Annotated in this window: 15 protein-coding genes and 1 pseudogene; 8 read left to right on the plus strand and 8 right to left on the minus strand. The window is 42.9% G+C overall.

What is annotated here, in order from left to right:
• Nucleotides 1–66 precede the first annotated feature (66 nt).
• On the minus strand, nucleotides 67–309 hold the full coding sequence (locus HC246_RS18025; RefSeq protein WP_169364839.1) for a 2TM domain-containing protein: 243 nt from the start codon (nucleotides 307–309) through the stop codon (nucleotides 67–69).
• Nucleotides 310–512: 203 nt separating this feature from the next.
• Between HC246_RS18025 and HC246_RS18030 the strand changes: the two genes are divergently transcribed.
• The 5 genes and pseudogenes from HC246_RS18030 to HC246_RS18050 form a co-directional block, all read left to right on the plus strand.
• Nucleotides 513–1,739 (plus strand): ABC transporter permease, encoded by a 1,227-nt coding sequence (locus tag HC246_RS18030; protein ID WP_169364840.1) that lies wholly within the window; start codon nucleotides 513–515, stop codon nucleotides 1,737–1,739.
• Nucleotides 1,740–1,841: 102 nt separating this feature from the next.
• Nucleotides 1,842–2,597 carry an ABC transporter ATP-binding protein gene (locus HC246_RS18035; RefSeq protein WP_169364841.1) on the plus strand — a complete coding sequence of 252 codons (756 nt, stop codon included), beginning with the start codon at nucleotides 1,842–1,844 and terminating at the stop codon, nucleotides 2,595–2,597.
• Nucleotides 2,598–2,890: 293 nt separating this feature from the next.
• Nucleotides 2,891–4,282: an argininosuccinate lyase gene (argH, locus tag HC246_RS18040; protein WP_169364842.1), complete on the plus strand. Its 1,392-nt coding sequence runs from the start codon at nucleotides 2,891–2,893 to the stop codon at nucleotides 4,280–4,282.
• 100 nt (nucleotides 4,283–4,382) lie between these two features.
• The gene (locus HC246_RS18045) at nucleotides 4,383–7,637 is read left to right on the plus strand and encodes a PAS domain S-box protein (protein ID WP_169364843.1); all 3,255 of its coding nucleotides are present in this window, start codon (nucleotides 4,383–4,385) and stop codon (nucleotides 7,635–7,637) included.
• A 112-nt stretch (nucleotides 7,638–7,749) separates the two neighbouring features.
• Nucleotides 7,750–7,995, plus strand: a pseudogene (locus HC246_RS18050) (magnesium-protoporphyrin IX monomethyl ester anaerobic oxidative cyclase); the annotation flags it as partial.
• A gap of 21 nt (nucleotides 7,996–8,016) precedes the next feature.
• Here the strand turns inward: HC246_RS18050 and HC246_RS18055 are convergent.
• The 3 genes from HC246_RS18055 to HC246_RS18065 all read right to left on the minus strand — a co-directional run bounded on the left by HC246_RS18055 (nucleotide 8,017) and on the right by HC246_RS18065 (nucleotide 11,060).
• A complete protein-coding gene (locus HC246_RS18055; protein WP_169364844.1) occupies nucleotides 8,017–9,486 on the minus strand; it encodes an ArnT family glycosyltransferase in 1,470 nt (489 codons plus the stop codon).
• A gap of 113 nt (nucleotides 9,487–9,599) precedes the next feature.
• Nucleotides 9,600–10,427 carry a RibD family protein gene (locus HC246_RS18060; RefSeq protein ID WP_169364845.1) on the minus strand — a complete coding sequence of 276 codons (828 nt, stop codon included), beginning with the start codon at nucleotides 10,425–10,427 and terminating at the stop codon, nucleotides 9,600–9,602.
• 48 nt (nucleotides 10,428–10,475) lie between these two features.
• Nucleotides 10,476–11,060 (minus strand): hypothetical protein, encoded by a 585-nt coding sequence (locus HC246_RS18065; protein ID WP_169364846.1) that lies wholly within the window; start codon nucleotides 11,058–11,060, stop codon nucleotides 10,476–10,478.
• A 215-nt stretch (nucleotides 11,061–11,275) separates the two neighbouring features.
• Between HC246_RS18065 and HC246_RS18070 the strand changes: the two genes are divergently transcribed.
• Both HC246_RS18070 and HC246_RS18075 read left to right on the plus strand, forming a co-directional pair.
• On the plus strand, nucleotides 11,276–11,833 hold the full coding sequence (locus HC246_RS18070; RefSeq protein ID WP_169364847.1) for a photosystem I assembly protein Ycf4: 558 nt from the start codon (nucleotides 11,276–11,278) through the stop codon (nucleotides 11,831–11,833).
• A gap of 163 nt (nucleotides 11,834–11,996) precedes the next feature.
• Nucleotides 11,997–12,749 (plus strand): peptidylprolyl isomerase, encoded by a 753-nt coding sequence (locus tag HC246_RS18075; RefSeq protein WP_169364848.1) that lies wholly within the window; start codon nucleotides 11,997–11,999, stop codon nucleotides 12,747–12,749.
• Between the two features lie 77 nt (nucleotides 12,750–12,826).
• Here HC246_RS18075 and HC246_RS18080 read toward each other — a convergent pair whose 3' ends face one another.
• On the minus strand, nucleotides 12,827–13,189 hold the full coding sequence (locus HC246_RS18080; protein WP_169364849.1) for a hypothetical protein: 363 nt from the start codon (nucleotides 13,187–13,189) through the stop codon (nucleotides 12,827–12,829).
• A 168-nt stretch (nucleotides 13,190–13,357) separates the two neighbouring features.
• Here HC246_RS18080 and HC246_RS18085 point away from each other — a divergent pair, with 168 nt between their 5' ends.
• Entirely contained in the window at nucleotides 13,358–13,879 is a 522-nt protein-coding gene (locus tag HC246_RS18085; protein WP_169364850.1) for an adenine phosphoribosyltransferase, read from the plus strand.
• 186 nt (nucleotides 13,880–14,065) lie between these two features.
• Here HC246_RS18085 and ureC read toward each other — a convergent pair whose 3' ends face one another.
• Genes ureC through HC246_RS18100 form a run of 3 tightly spaced genes read right to left on the minus strand, consistent with a single transcriptional unit; the run spans nucleotide 14,066 to nucleotide 16,759 of the window.
• Nucleotides 14,066–15,778, minus strand: coding sequence for an urease subunit alpha (gene ureC / locus HC246_RS18090; protein ID WP_169364851.1), 1,713 nt, complete (start codon nucleotides 15,776–15,778; stop codon nucleotides 14,066–14,068).
• Between the two features lie 4 nt (nucleotides 15,779–15,782).
• Complete coding sequence (locus HC246_RS18095) at nucleotides 15,783–16,094, minus strand: urease subunit beta (RefSeq protein ID WP_169364852.1); 312 nt, start codon at nucleotides 16,092–16,094, stop codon at nucleotides 15,783–15,785.
• Nucleotides 16,095–16,138: 44 nt separating this feature from the next.
• The gene (locus HC246_RS18100; RefSeq protein ID WP_169364853.1) at nucleotides 16,139–16,759 is read right to left on the minus strand and encodes a Uma2 family endonuclease; all 621 of its coding nucleotides are present in this window, start codon (nucleotides 16,757–16,759) and stop codon (nucleotides 16,139–16,141) included.
• Between the last annotated feature and the right edge of the window lie 16 nt (nucleotides 16,760–16,775).

Raw genomic sequence — 16,775 nt, forward strand, 5'->3', positions numbered from 1 at the left:
ATTTTATAAGAATTACCCATAGGGTGGGTTACGTGATCGCGTAACCCACCCTATGGGTAATCAAGCCTAGGCTTTTTGTGTTTGCCTTTCCTTAGTCAATACCCAGATGCCATGTCCGAGGATCGATATTCCCCAAATTACTGCGACCCATACTGACCAGATCCATACTTTTTCGGTGATAGATTGGATAAACCACATGCAGGTACTGCAAGCAGAATAGATGGCAAGGTGCAGGTAAAAGTTAACTCTACGTTCAAGATTTTGGTATTCAGGATCGTTAGGATCTGGCGGCTTGGATAGCTTAGGCATAGAAAATTATGAATTGAGTCAGGTTCAACTAAAACTTATGCTAACGCAAAACCTGATACAGCGCTTTGCGCCGCCTATACTTATTTTAATTTCGCTCTATGAGATGATGCTAAATCCAAGGTGTAATGGTAAGTTCCAATGAATACCTCCATGACGCTTTGCGCCTTGGCAATATCTAAAAAAATAAATCAGGAAATTTCAGGATGGATACTTGGGAAAGCTTACGCATGGCAGGGAAAACCCTTGCGGCTAATCGATTGCGTAGCACATTAACGATGCTAGGTATCATCATTGGCAATGCCTCAGTAATTTTGATGGTGGGTGTTGGTCAAGGTGCTCAGAAATATGCTTCGCAGCAGTTTCAGGCACTAGGTACGGATGTGATCTTTGTAATTACGGGGACTGATAATGCCCGTCGTAATGTGATCGCCCCGCCCAATCGTCTTGTCCTTGCCGATGCCGAAGCGATCGCTACTCAAGTACCAACTGTCCGCAGTGTCGCCCCCCAGATCAATGGTTCAGAACTCGCGATCGCAGGTAATAACACCAAACGTGCCACCCTGATTGGCACAACCGATAATTATGTAAAAGTAAGAACTGCGGAGGTTGGGTCAGGACGCTTTTTTAATGCGGAAGATATTAAGCGCAATTCAAGGGTGGTAACTCTAGGCTCCGCGATCGCCAGAGATTTATTCCCACAGGGTAACGCCCTCGGACAGACAGTCAGAATACGTGGTACTAGCTATGAAGTAATCGGCATCATGTCCGAGAAAGGTGCATTTTTGGGGACTAACCAAGATGACACAATTTTTCTGCCGATTACGACAATGACGAGTCGCCTCACAGGTAAAACCTCACCCTATGGCGTTGCCGTTGCTGTAATTAATGTATCTGCGACCAGTAATGATAATGTCAGCGCTGCCCAGTTCCAAATAGCGAATCTATTGCGATTGCGTCACCGTACTTCCGATGTCAATGCCGATGACACATTCACCATTCGTACCCAACAGGATGCTTTAGAAATTGTGGGTAACATCACGGGCGCACTAACGATCATGCTTGCCGCGATCGCAGGAATTTCGCTCCTAGTCGGCGGCATCGGTATTATGAATATCATGCTCGTCTCAGTTACCGAACGCACCAGCGAAATCGGACTGCGTAAAGCGATCGGAGCTTCTCCTAGTGATATTCTTACTCAATTCACCATCGAAGCTGTGATTTTGTCGTTACTAGGTGGTGTGATCGGCACAGGGATCGGGATTGGGGGCATCCTTTTAATCGCCGCAGTTTCCCCACTCCAAGCAGGTGTATCCATCGGTGCAATTTGCCTAGCCATTGGTGTATCTGGGGGCATCGGTCTATTTTTCGGTATTTTCCCTGCCCGTCAAGCTGCCAGACTCGATCCAATTGTGGCACTGAGAAGTATTTAAGCAAGGAAAAAGGGGAAATTCCCAAATTCCCAATCACCAATTACTAAAAGCTAATTACGAATTATCAAAAGCTAACTGCTAACCGCCAAAAGCCCAAAAAACATGCTAACCAACGACCTCATAACTCCTATTCCTGAAATATCTGAATCAAGACGCAAGATTGTGCGCCTTCATGAAGTTTGTAAATACTATGGTCAAGATGACACCTTAGTAAAAGCCTTAGATAATGTCAGCTTTGTAATTAAGCAAGGGGAATATTGTGCGATCATGGGGGCTTCAGGTTCGGGCAAATCCACCTGTATGAATATTATCGGCTGCCTCGATAGCACTACCTCTGGTCACTACTTCCTAGATGAAGAAGATGTCTCAGGCATGGAAGAGAAGGATCTCGCTAAGGTTCGCAATCTCAAAATTGGCTTTGTGTTTCAGCAATATCATCTGCTACCACAACTCTCAGCTTTAGAGAATGTGATGTTACCAATGGCTTATGCCAATGTGCGCCCCAAGGAACAAAAGGAAAGAGCGACGGCGGCGCTAGAACGGGTAGCTATGGGACATCGCCTCAATAATCGCCCTAATCAGATGTCTGGTGGTCAACAGCAGAGAGTCGCGATCGCTAGAGCGATCGTCAATAATCCCGTAATGTTACTTGCCGATGAGCCGACTGGGGCGCTTGATTCCCATACTACTGCCGAAGTCATCGAACTATTTGGCGAACTTAATGACAGTGGCATTACTGTGGTGATGGTGACCCATGAAGCAGATGTTGCGAGAAATACTCAACGGATTATCTGGTTCCGTGATGGTCAAATCATGAATGATTACCTATCTCCTTCCGATCTCAATCATGTGATTTGATAACCCAAGTTGCTGGTGAGAAGAAAAAATGAGAATTTCTGACTAGAAATTTACTCAGATTACGAGATACAAATATCGTGGTAGAAGATGATGATGAAACCGAGCCAAGAGGGGATGGACAATAAAATTTCAAATTAAAGTTTTTACGATATCAGGATGATTTGCTTACGAGGCAAGTCATCCTATTTTATTTTTGAGTGAAAATATTTCTAGAGTAATGAATTCATAACAAAAAGACACAAAAACTCCTTTCAAAAAGTAAACTAAACTCTCAAGTACCTTAGATTTTTTGTATGAGCCAGCCAACAGCCCCCCAACCTTGGAGTCAGCGTTTCGAGACCGCGCTGCATCCTGCGATCGCCAGATTTAATGCCAGCATTAGTTTTGACATCAATTTAATTGAATATGACATTACAGGATCACAGGCGCACTCGCGGATGTTGGCGAAAGTGGGGATCATTAGTGCCGAAGAAGGGGAACTACTTGTCAATGGTTTAGAGCAAGTCCGCCAAGAATATCGCTCTGGGAATTTTAATCCGGGGGTTGACGCTGAGGATGTCCATTTTGCGGTGGAGCGTCGCCTGACTGAGTTGATCGGTGATGTCGGCAAAAAAGTGCATACAGCGCGATCGCGTAATGACCAAGTTGCTACGGATGTGCGTTTATATTTGCGCGATCAGATTCGCAAGATCCAAGACGATCTGCGGACATGGCAGAAAACCCTCGTTAATAAAGCTGAACAATATATTGAGACTTTTATTCCTGGCTATACCCATCTGCAACGTGCCCAGCCGATTAGCCTCGCCCATCATCTTCTTGCCTATTTCGAGATGGCGCAGCGTGACTGGACAAGGCTAGATGAAATATACAACCGCGTCAATGTTTCGCCTCTCGGTTCAGGTGCTTTAGCAGGAACGCCCCACCCCATCGATCGCCATTACACTGCGGAGCTATTAAACTTTGGTTCTGTGGGACGCAATAGCCTTGATGGTGTGTCCGATCGCGATTTTGCTGTGGAGTTTCTCTGTGCAGCAAGTTTGATCATGGTGCATCTTAGTCGCTTGTCTGAAGAAGTGATTCTTTGGTCATCGCAGGAATTTAGCTTTGTAAAACTCAGCGATCGCGTCAGCACTGGCTCTAGCATCATGCCCCAAAAGAAAAATCCTGACGTTCCCGAATTGGTACGTGGTAAAACAGGACGGGTATTTGGACATTTGCAAGGTTTACTGACAATTATCAAGGGACTGCCTCTGGCTTATAACAAAGATATGCAAGAGGATAAGGAAGGAATCTTTGATGCTGTGGTCACAGTTCGTGCTTGTTTAGAAGCAATGACGATTCTAGTTGAGGAAGGGATCGAATTTCAGCCTCAGCGACTTGCTGAGGCAGTTGCTGAGGACTTCTCTAATGCCACTGATGTTGCCGATTATCTTGCTGCTAAGGGAGTTCCTTTCCGTGAGGCATATCAATTAGTTGGGAAATTGGTCAAAACCTGTACCAGTGAAGGAATTTTGCTTAAGGATTTATCGGTTGAGCGTTGGAAGACTTTCCATCCTCAGTTAGAAGCAGATATCGTCGAAGCGATCGCACCTGCACAGGTAGTTAAGGTTCGCAATAGTTATGGTGGAACTGGCTTCGAGCAAGTCAGAATCCAAGTGGAAGAAGCAAAGAAACTTATTGCTTAAACAAGAAAAGAACCTCGTAATACGAGGTTCTTTTCTTGCTTAAGCGAATCTCAAATACACCCGATGAATGAATTGAAGCAAGCCTGTCTATGGTGTAGTTATGGAAAAACAGTCTCCTTTAGGATCTGAGCAGATTTCTCCAGAAGATTGGGAAAACACACCAACTAATGTCAAGCGTCTTGTAGAGTCACTTGTCGCTAATGCGTCTTTGTCAGTCAGCGAAAGCCATCCGATCCAATTTTTAGATGCGACACCGATGGGAATTACTGTCCATGACGCAACTGGACAACTAATTTATATCAACAATGTAGGGCGATCGCTACTTGGTACTAATCGCTACTCAGAATCCGAAACCGATCACCTTTCAGAGTTTTTTCCAATATATCGTGCTGGCACTGAAGAACCATATCTGATTCAAGATTTGCCTAGCAGTCGCGCCTTTGCAGGAGAAACAATTCAAGTTAGCGATCTAGAGATTCATCGCCCAGATCGCATAGTGCCTTTAGAAGTAACAGCTAAGCCTATTTTCGATCGGCAGGGACAGGTTGTTTATGCGATCGCCACTTTTCAGGATATTAGCGATCGCCTAAAGAATGAAGCCAAACGCACGCAAGCTGAGATAGCCTTGCGAGAAAATGAACTTAAACTCCGCAATCTAACCGATGCGATACCAGGTGCAGTTTACCAATTTCGCCTTAGCCCAGAAGGGGAATTCAGTATGCCTTTCGCCAGTCAGGGCATTCAAGAATTAGCGGAGATTTCACCAGAACTTGCCATTAATGACATCCAAGCTGTTTGGGATTTAATTTTTCCTGAAGACTGGGAATTATTACAGCAATCCATTGCTATTTCGGCTCAGACTCTAGAACCTTGGGATTTTGAATTTCGCATTCAAACAGCTAGCGGAAAAATCAAGTGGATTTTAGGAAAGTCGATTCCCAGTTACGAAGAAAGTGGGGTAATTATTTGGAATGGAATTCTGACAGATATTAGCGATCGCAAAAAAGCTGAGGAAGATTTGCGTCTTGCTATAGCGTCAAACCACGCCTTGATCGATGCGATCCCAGATCTAATAATACGGATTAGCCGACAGGGTATTTATCTAGATGCTATTCCCTCAGACAATATAAAGTTTGCGGTTCCACCTCAACAATTTATCGGCAAATGTATCTTAGATATTCTTCCGATAGAATTCGCACAACAGAGAATGTATTACGTCGAACAAGCTTTTCAAACTAGGAAATTGCAACTTCATGAATACCAAATCTTGATCGATGGTGAAATCCATTACGAGGAGGCTCGAATAGTTATTAGTGGTAACAACGAAGCTACAATTCTGATTCGCGATATTACCGATCGCAAAAAAGCCGAAGAAGATTTACGTCTGGCTGTTGCAACAAACCAAGCCCTGATCGATGCGATCCCAGATATGATTGTTCGGATTAGCCGAGAAGGTATTTATTTAGATGCAATTGCCCCAGATAATATGAAATTTTTGGTTTCACCAGAAAAATTCATCGGCAACAGCATCTTTGATTTTCTTCCGACAGAATTCGCACAAGAGCGAATGTATTATGTCGAACAAGCTTTTCAGACTGGGAAATTGCAACTTTATGAATACCAAATTTTGATCGATAGCGAAATACATCATCAGGAGGCTCGAATTGTCGTCAGTGGCGACAATGAAGCTTTAGTCCTGATTCGTGATATTAGCGATCGCAAGAAACTAGAACAAGAACTAACCTACAGCCACGATCTACGAGAACTACTTTTTAATGAATCCACCGATGCATTGTTCCTACTTGATAGTAATACTTCACTCATGTTTGATTGCAATCAGAAAGCCATCGAACTATTTGAAGTAGATCGTAAAGAGCAATTGCTTAACATCGTGGGTAACACTCTTCACAAGCGCAAGTTCACGGCAAAGGAACTTGCTTGGATCAATCGAGAAGTTGAGACAAAAGGTTTTTGTCAATTTGAGTTAGAATATGTCACTTTCAAAGGAAGAGAATTTTGGGGAGATCTTTTGCTTAAGAGAATTAATTTTGGAGAAGGACATTTTAGTCTGGCTCGCATAGCGGATATTACTATCCGCAAACACACTGAAATGGAATTACTCAAAGCCAAAGAAGCAGCAGAAGAGGCAACTAAAGCCAAAAGTGCATTTTTAGCAAATATGAGTCATGAAATTCGCACTCCAATGAATGGGGTATTAGGAATGGCGCAACTTCTGGAAACTACGGAGCTAGATCAAGAACAAGCGGATTTTGTGAAAACAATCAAAGATAGTGGGGACGCGCTCTTAAACATAATTAACGATATTCTCGACTTCTCGAAAATTGAATCAGGGATGTTAGCCATAGAAGAATGGGAATTTAACTTAGAAGAGCTAATCAGTCGGGTTTGCCGACTCTTAAATAGTCAAGCGATCGCTAAACAAATTAACCTCCAATATGAGATCGACCCTCATGTTCCAACTACAGTTTGTAGCGATCGCCACCGCCTGCGTCAAATTTTGCTAAATCTGATCGGTAACGCGATTAAATTCACTCAAATTGGTGAGGTGACAGTTTTCGTAACTTCATCAACTACTCCGTCAAGCAACAAAACTATACTCAAGTTTGCGATCGCGGATACAGGTATTGGCATTCATGGCGATCTCATCGACCAATTATTTCAACCATTTACTCAGGCTGATGTCTCCATTAACCGTAAATATGGCGGAACTGGATTGGGTTTAGCAATTAGTAAGCGTTTTGTGGAATTATTGGGTGGCACGATTTGGATCGAAAGTTTTGGTCAAATTGGGGGCAAGCCCAGCCTAGACTGGAAGTCATCATCCTCCACTAAAGGGTCAACCCAAGGTTCGATATTTCATTTTACGATCGCTAGTTCAACTTCTGAGAACGAGAAAGAGACAATTGATCGGCAAACATCTGTAACCGCACCCCTTGAGATCGATTCCCAATTAGCCGAAAAATCCCCTTTGCAAATTTTATTGGTAGAAGACAATCCATTTAACCAACTAATTGCCACCAAAATACTTAAAACATTAGGTTATCAACCTGATTTAGCTAAAAATGGCTTAGATGCTTTACAAGCAATCCAAACTCATTCCTATGACTTAATTCTCATGGATATCCAAATGCCTGAAATGGATGGATTGACAGCAACGAAATTGATTCGTCAAAGTCCCGAAAATTCGCACTTACAGATCGTTGCCATGACCGCCAATATCCTGCCCGAAGATCGCCAAGCTTGTTTCGATGCGGGTATGAATGATTACATCAGTAAACCCATTAATATACGAGAGATTATTCACCTAGTTTCAGGTCTAAATCAACTTATATAATTCAGACGAAAGAACCACAACAAAATTTTTAAAAGCATTGCTTTGCAATGCTTTTAAAAATTTTATTAGTTCGTCTGTAAAGTGCGATCGCCCTGCATGAAGCTCAATTGTTATGTATCGCGAAGTTCTGAATGAGGCTCCTTGGGTGGATTACATCATTCGTGGTGAGGGGGAAGAAATTACGGTGAATTTACTAAGAGCGATCGCGAATGGTACGGATGAACAAGAGCGCCGCAATATTTTGGGAATTGCCTTTTTAGAAGAAGGAAAAGTTGTGGCTACGCATGCCCATCCAACAATTAAGGATCTAAATACGCTTACGCCCGATTGGAGTCTATTGGATTGGGATAAATATATTTAACGCGAGTTCGGGATAATTTTATGGTTGATAATTCTTGCCGATCGCAATTTCGTAGGTCTTTAAGTCCACACCAAATCGAGAAATTGCCACTTTACTAACCAGTTTTACTTGCTCGAAATGTGCGATCGCATCATCGGTTAATGGATACCATTGATCGGAGATTAAAATTGCACTTTTGCCTGTTTGTTGTGTCGCATTTTGTAAATTCCAAATTGTAAATTGACTAATGCGTTTAGAAAGTGCTGTGACCTGAGGATAATTCATCTCATAGGCAAGAGCCGCCGCTGATCGATAATCAGAGGTAATGAGTAACGGTTTGTCTGGTAAAGTATTTGCAATTTTTTGTACTTCTGCGGCAATTTCACTCCAGCCAAATAACATTCTGCCATCTTGATCCCCATCCTTACCCCAAAGGGCACTCACAGGAAATACAAAGGAATTCCAAACAAATAGAGCTGTGAATAATAAGCCAACCCCTTGTGCTGCATAGAAAATTTTACTCTGACCTCTAGTACCTCTGTCATTGAGAGAGGAAACGGCTAAGGGCAATAGGGCAAACAGCAATAAGTAAGCATGAATATTCCAATAATAGAGAGCTGTGGAAACTAGAGAGATGCACATCAGCAAAACTGTCGGCACGGCAAATGTCCATAGGGCAATATGTTTATAGACTGTTTTCTGCTTTGGCAATTCCTTAAAAAATCCTTTCCATAATAACCATGCGACAAAGGGAGAAAGCATTAATAGGGAGATACCAACAAAACCCAGAGGTTCTAGCAATCGCATGAGCGGCGTACCAGTATCAATACTGCGATTGGCATAAAAACGGAAGGATTGAAAATTATTGCTATAGTTCCAATAGATAACTGGGGAAAAGACGATCGCATAGATGACCGCACATAGCCAAAGCCGTAAATCCCCAAATAGCTTTCTTAACTGAGGATGCGTAGCGATCGCCATTAACAAACCCAAGGTCATAAATAGGGAATTGTATTTGGTGATTAGCGCTAGTGCCAAAGCGATCGCACTGCCATATAGTCGCCAATTTGCTCCTTTGCCATTCGCGAGATATTCATCCAGAAACCTGATACATAAATAAGCGCCTACTAAACTTAAAGTAATCGCCAGATGGTCATGCCATGCCAAGGACAACATGATGCTATATAAAGGTGAAGCGATAATAGCGAGAATGACCCACCAGATATAACGCTTAGCGCGATCACCATAGAGATATTCGAGAATGCGGTAATAGGTATAGAAAAAGATGCCATTGGTAATAACATTAAGCGATCGCAAAGTGAAGAGAGACTTACCAAAAGCCGCAGTAATCAATCCCTGTAGCCATGACTGCAAAGGCGGATGATCGTAATAGGAAAAATCTAAATGCTGTCCCCAAAGCCAATAGTAAGCTTCATCGGGATTTGGTGGCGCGAATAGCCAAAAACATATTCGCAAGCAAATAAACGCAACTAGCGCAACAGTAGTCATACTTACGGCCTGTTTCGGTTTTATACAGTCCAGAGAACATTTTGAAAAGCTTGCTAAGCAAGCTTTTCAAAATGTTCTCTGGGTTTTAAATAAAGCGCAAAGCGCTGTAACGGTCAAAGTAAACGTTCAAATTGGTATCGCAAAAATAATTCTGAATCATGATGATATAGCGATCGCAATTTGAGCTTCGGTAACTCACCACCACCCAGCCCATAATCGGCTCCCGCAATAATCGAAGTATTCTTGACTCCACCGACGATATGCGGTGATAAAGTGAGGAATAACTCATCGGCAAAACCTTGAGAGACCAGTGCGTAATTTAAAGTAGCACCCCCTTCTACTAGCAGTCTTTTAATCCCCAGTTTGGCATAGAGCATTGATAATACTTGCTTTAAATCAATTTGCTGATTTTGCACAGGAAATCGGAAGACTTGCGCTTTTTCGTATAGCCATGGTTCAAGTGATGCATTTTCACCCAGCAAGACAATTCTTAAATCCTTGCCAGCATTCCAAAAGCGATGATCTTCGGGCAAATCACCTGAACTGCTGATGACAATGCCGAGGGGTTGCGGATGCTCAAAATGCTTCTGACGTTCCTCTAATAGCTCTGGAGGTAATGTGGGAATAAAGGCATCATGTCTCAATGTGCTACCACCTGCTAAGACCGCGTCCACCTGCGATCGCAACCGCTTCATCAAATTGCGATCAGGGCGAGAACCCAAACCCGTTAGTTTCTCCGCATAGGTTGTGGCTTTCCCATCCACACTAGATACCATATTGAAAAATATGTAAGGTCGCTTTGCGATCGGATTTGTGGAGTGATCGTGATTAATTTCTGCATCTTCAACTAACTTGCTATCTAGTTCAACGCCATCAATGGGAAATGCTAATTCCTCAAAGCTATAAATGCGATCGTGGGATGAATAAAAGGCGTTATACATAATTACTTGTTGAAAGTGCCGCAAAGCGGCACTTTCAAAATTGGGGGCTTATTGCTTAACTAGTTTTACAGGCTGACCATCAGCTTGTAATTCTTTACCATCAGCCGAAAGAGTGTAGGGCTGTTCAGGAGGTGCTGTGGGTGGTTTTTCCCCATTAACAGTTTCAACCTGAGAGACAACCTTGCCATCTTTGATTGAAATCTTGCCAGCAGTCTTAATCTCTTGAACTTCATCTTTAGTAGAGACTGCTTTTAATGTCGCTTCAAAACTGCCTTCTGATTTAATTGTCCACTTACCAGTAACAGACTTAACTCCTTCTTTTTCAGCATCAGCTAAAACTTTAGGATCTAAAACAACTTTATATTCTCCAGCAACTTTATCAAGGCTAGCCACACTGGTAGCACTCTTATCGGATGCTGCTTCCGTAGTTTTTGCCGAGGCACTAGCGCTAGGAGATGCTGAAGCACTAGGAGATGTCGAAGCGGTAGCAGTCGGTTTAGCAGATGGCGCTGGAGAGGTCGCAGTTTCAGTTGGAGCGGGTGGTTGCTGGCAAGCTGATAGGACTGAAACACAGCTAACAGCGATCGCGGCTAGAACACTTTGCTTGAGGGAAGAGTTGAGAGATTTTTTCACGATTAATTGGGAAGTATTAAGTAACAATAAGTGACAGTCAATTGGGATGTCAGCCTTGAGTGGCTTGTGTATGTAAGATACTCTGCGAATTATTTCTTAGCAAACCCTTTGCATCATAGCTTAGAACTTGGCGGATATTTGGCGAGAAGCTGCAAGCCGCTATATACTGTTTTTCTAAATATAGTAATTTTTCTCACATAACATTATTTCAACCGATGGTAACTACAAAATCTCAATCCAATGTTCTGCGATATGACATTGTTGGGTCACGACGCTTTAGTAACTATGGCTTTGCGGTTATTGTTGCCATAGGTGCGTTGGGCTTCTTGCTAGCAGGTCTATCTAGTTTCTTAAAAATTAACTTGTTACCATTTACTGAGCCTTTAAGTCTCAACTTTGTACCACAAGGATTAGCCCTTTCTTTTTATGGTATTGCTGGTACTTTACTAGAAATATATTTGCTATACGTTATTGCCGTTGATTATGGTAGTGGCTATAACGAGTTCGATCGCAACAGTGGCAAAGTAACTATTTTTCGTCGTGGACGCAGCCAAAGCAAAAATATCGAGCTGACCTACAAGATTGCTGATGTTCAAGCAGTGCGTGTAGAAATTCGTGAAGGTTTAAATCCTAAGCGAGCGCTATATTTGCGGGTAAAGGGTAAAGGTGATCTGCCTCTGTCAGAAGTGGGTCAACCAATTGCCTTAAATGTACTCGAAGATCGCGCCGCCGAAATTGCTAAGTTTTTGGCAGTACCTCTAGAAGGTTTATAACGAAAAAGGCTCCTAGGAGCCTTTTTTATATCTATAACAAACAAGGGGCTTAAGCCCCTTGTTTGTTATTAAGGATGGGTGACACAGAGCGCCGCCCACCTTTACATATTTAGCACTGCCGTTTTTCAGTTTATATTGATACTGAAATTATCAAGGAATAAAAATGTTACGTTGGATTCTCAGTTCTTTTTTAGCAATTAGCCTCTTACTGACTAGTTGCAGTAACAGTAGTAATGTAGCTGCCAGTGCATCTCCTACAGCGTCAACGACCTCTGCGGCAGCCAAGCCATCACCCACTAAAGTTGCTGAAGCTACACCTAGCAATAGTCCGAATTCTCAAGAAGCTGCGCTTGCAAAGTTTGTGCAGCTAAAAGGTACAGCAACAGTGGATTTAAAACTAAAATCGGGAACTGTCAAAATCGAGCTTGATGGGAATAATGCTCCCGTGACCGCAGGTAACTTTGCCGATCTGGTGAAACGTGGTCTCTACAATGGTTTAAACTTCCATCGAGTAGTCAAAGAACCTACGCCTTTTGTTGCTCAAGGTGGCGATCCCCTTGGCAATGGGACTGGTAACTTTATTGATCCTGTGACATCTCAGCCCCGATACATTCCCCTCGAAATTTTGCCTGATGGAGCCAAGCAACCTGTCTATGGAGAAATTTTACCTCCAACCCAAAAGCCTAAGCTGCGTCATAACAAAGGTGCGATCGCGATGGCACGCTCTCAGTCTCCTAATTCTGCCTCTAGTCAGTTTTATATTGCCCTTGATGATATTTACTTCCTTGATGGTTCCTATGCCGTCTTTGGTTATGTAACCGAAGGTATGGAACTGGTCGAAAAAATTCAAGTGGGCGATCGCATTGAGTCGATCACAATTACTAAAGGCGAAGAAAATATCAAACAGCCTACTTAATCACTCAGTTTATGAAGGGTAGTGCAAAGCGCCACCCGCCATAATAAAGAAAGAGCCTGCATTTGCAGGCTCTTTCTTTATCTGGTGCGAATAAAACTTCTTTGGATAATATAGCGATCGCCATAGTTGTTGTAACGGTGCTCATAAATATTAGAGCGACGGATTACCGTGGATGGGACAATATAGTTCCAGTTGCTACCGTAGTAAGGAGAAGCGGGGTAAACCTCACGAACAATCACTGAAGAATTATTACGATGATGGTGCTCGTAATTGTTAGGGTAGTAGGGAACGCTAGGGTATGTAGACCATGCATTAGAGCGATAAGAGCTATAGGTAGGACTTGAGCCAAATCTGATACTAATGGACACATCAGCGATCGCACTTCCTGAAAAAGCACCTAATGTTCCAAGAGCTGCAATCACCGCTAATACTGTTTTCATGTTTTTACGCTCCTTAGTCATTAAAGAACACAACATAAACTTGCCTACTTATAGTCTAACTCAAGAGAAAATTTTGGAAGCATGGCAAAGCCATGCTTCCAAAATTTTAGTTATTCCATGCGATCGCGGATACAGCTAAGATTGTGAAGTTATCTAGCAATCATCCCTATGGACTTTAAAAGCATCATTCGCGATATTCCCAATTTCCCTCAACAAGGTATCATCTTTCGTGATATTACGCCCTTGTTAGCCCATCCTCACGGTTTAACCTCAATTATCCAAGGCTTTCAAACAAAATTTGTAGAACTGAATATTGGGGAAGTTGATGCTGTTATTGGTATAGAGTCAAGAGGATTTATCCTCGGAGCAGCATTAGCAATGAGTCTAGGAGCTAGTTTTGTACCTGTGCGTAAGCCCAAAAAATTACCATCAGCAGTATATCGGGTTGAATATTCCCTTGAGTATGGAACCGATACTTTAGAAATTCATCAAGACGCACTTGCTAAGGGTGAACGGGTAGTCATCATCGATGATGTAATCGCTACGGGAGGGACTGCGGCGGCAACCGCCAAACTGGTTCAGCAGACTGGTGCAGAATTGCTTGCATATGGATTTTTAATCGAGCTAGATTTTCTCAATGGTAGAAAGGCTTTACCCGAAGTTCCCATTGTTTCCTTAGTAAATTATTAATGCCTTGAATAATGTCTTAAATAACGTCAGTTTGGGTTAAGCTAGCAAATTTTTTAAAAACCCAAACAGTAAAAGCCTTGCTAAGCAAGGCTTTTACTGTTTGGGTTTGAGAGAGGGTTTGCGTAGCAAACCCTCTCTCAAAGCCCGTTTCAAATTATTCCGAACTCGTGTTATTTAAAACAGTATTTAAAACAAGAAATATCGCTGTGCCATCGGCAATACTGACGCAGGCTCGCAGGTCAATAATTCACCATCAGCACGAACTTCATAGGTTTCTGGATCTACTTCCATCACTGGCAAAGCGTCATTGAGCTTTAAGTCACGTTTACTAATATTACGAGTTCCTCTAACCGTAAGTACTTGCTTCTGTAAGCCTAGTTGGGTAGGAATACCTCGTTCCATTGCTGCTTGAGAAATAAAGGTAAATGATGTAGGTGCGATCGCACCGCCATAGCTGCCAAACATCGGACGCATATACACTGGTTGCGGGGTGGGAATACTGGCGTTGGCATCGCCCATCTGTGACCATGCGATAAAGCCGCCTTTAAGAACCATCTCAGGTTTTACGCCAAAAAAGGCAGGATGCCAGAGAACGAGGTCAGCAATTTTGCCAACTTCAATGGAACCTACATATTCGGCAATACCATGCGCGATCGCAGGATTGATTGTGTATTTTGCAACATAGCGCTGAGCGCGGAAATTGTCGGCTCTGGTAGCTTCGGGACTAGCAAGAACTCCTCGCTGTACCTTCATTTTGTGGGCAGTTTGCCAAGTTCTGATAATCACTTCGCCGACTCTTCCCATCGCTTGCGAGTCAGAGGAGAGCATACTAAATGCACCGATATCATGGAGAATATCTTCAGCAGCGATCGTTTCGCGACGGATTCTTGATTCGGCAAAGGAGACATCTTCGGGAATACTAGGATCGAGATGGTGACAAACCATCAGCATATCCAAATGTTCATCGAGCGTATTTAAAGTATAGGGACGGGTGGGATTTGTGGAAGATGGAAGTACATTTGCTTCACCGCAAATTTTGATAATGTCGGGAGCATGACCACCACCTGCGCCTTCAGTGTGATAAGTGTGGATCACGCGATTTTTAAAAGCGGCGATCGTATCTTCCACAAATCCTGCTTCGTTGAGGGTGTCGGTGTGGATAGCAACCTGTACGTCGTATTCATCGGCAACACCCAAACAAGTATCGATCGTAGCGGGAGTCGTTCCCCAATCCTCATGGAGCTTTAAACCGATCGCCCCTGCTTCCACCTGTTCGACTAAGCCTTCAGGTTTCGCACTATTACCTTTACCCAAAAAACCTAAATTCATCGGGAAGGCATCGGCAGCTTGCAGCATACGGTACATATTCCAAGGTCCGGGCGTGCAAGTGGTGGCATTTGTGCCAACGGCGGGACCCGTACCGCCACCGATCATGGTTGTTACACCAGAGGCGATCGCTACTTCGATTTGCTGTGGACAGATGAAATGAATGTGCGTATCAATGCCGCCAGCGGTGAGAATCCTTCCTTCTCCTGCGATGATTTCTGTACCCGCACCGATAATGATATTCACATTGTCCTGAATGTAAGGATTTCCTGCCTTCCCGATCGCCGCAATTTTGCCATCTTTAATCCCCACATCTGCCTTCACCACGCCCCACCAATCGAGAATTAAAGCATTGGTAATCGCGACATCAACGGCTCCATTAGCATTGGTGATTGGTGATTGTCCCATGCCATCACGGATCACCTTACCACCACCAAATTTCACTTCATCGCCATAGGTAGTGTAGTCGCGTTCTACTTCAATAAATAGTTCCGTATCAGCTAAGCGAACTTTATCACCAACGGTTGCGCCATAGGTTTCTGCGTAGGCACGGCGGGACATTCTATAACTCATTCGTTTAATTCTCCAATTTGCCTTCTACTAAAGCATTAAATCCATAGATCTCACGAGTACCCACATAGGGAACTAAATTTACTTCCTTTTCATCCCCCGGCTCAAAGCGGATGGAAGTTCCCGCAGGGATATCTAGGTGTGTGCCTTTGGCGCGATCGCGATCAAAGATCAGCGCTCGATTGGTTTCATAGAAATGGTAATGGGAACCAACTTGGATCGGGCGATCACCTGAATTAGCAACCTTAAGTGTAATCACTTCGCGCCCAGCGTTTAATTCAATATCACCTTCTTGAGTAATGATCTCACCAACAATCATAGATTTATCTCCATTGTTATTTAATTAGGATGTAACGCTACATCCTAGATGTTGAGAATTCCAGCAGCAGTTAAGTCTAATTCAGGAAAAGTCCGCGAATTTATTTTGTCATCTCCTGTAAATCTAGTTGTTTGATATTTACCATTTTCATCTAGTAAATTGACAAATACAGCAGGGATTTTGGGATTACCTAAAAATTCACGACTAGCGATCGCTAAATAATCCACAATCCAATATTCAGGAATACCAAGGCTTTGATATTCTGAAAACTTATCAATATAGTCATCATCCCAATTAGTTGATGTGACTTCTACTGCTAACTGAATCGGTTTTTGCAATGGAGAATAATCGGCTGGATTAGATTGCCAAAATTCCTTATCTATCATGCTCAAGTCTGGGACCCTACTTTGCTTGTCACTACTAGCAATAGTTCTAATACTCACATTTTGGCGCACTACGAGATCCAAATTTAACCTATCAATTTCTCGGTCAAATTTTTTATAAACAAAAGCAACAACATCTTCATGCTGTCTAGTATTTGCCACTTTAACGACTTCTCCGTTAACAAATTCATAGCGTCCGTCAGTAAGTCTCAGATTGATGAATTTTTCATAAGTCAGCTTTGATTTAGTTTGTGAATCTTGAACTTTAGCGATCTCAATCATTTCAAACCTCCTTAGC

The organism is Pseudanabaena yagii GIHE-NHR1, assembly GCF_012863495.1.
GTDB classification, from domain to species: domain Bacteria; phylum Cyanobacteriota; class Cyanobacteriia; order Pseudanabaenales; family Pseudanabaenaceae; genus Pseudanabaena; species Pseudanabaena yagii.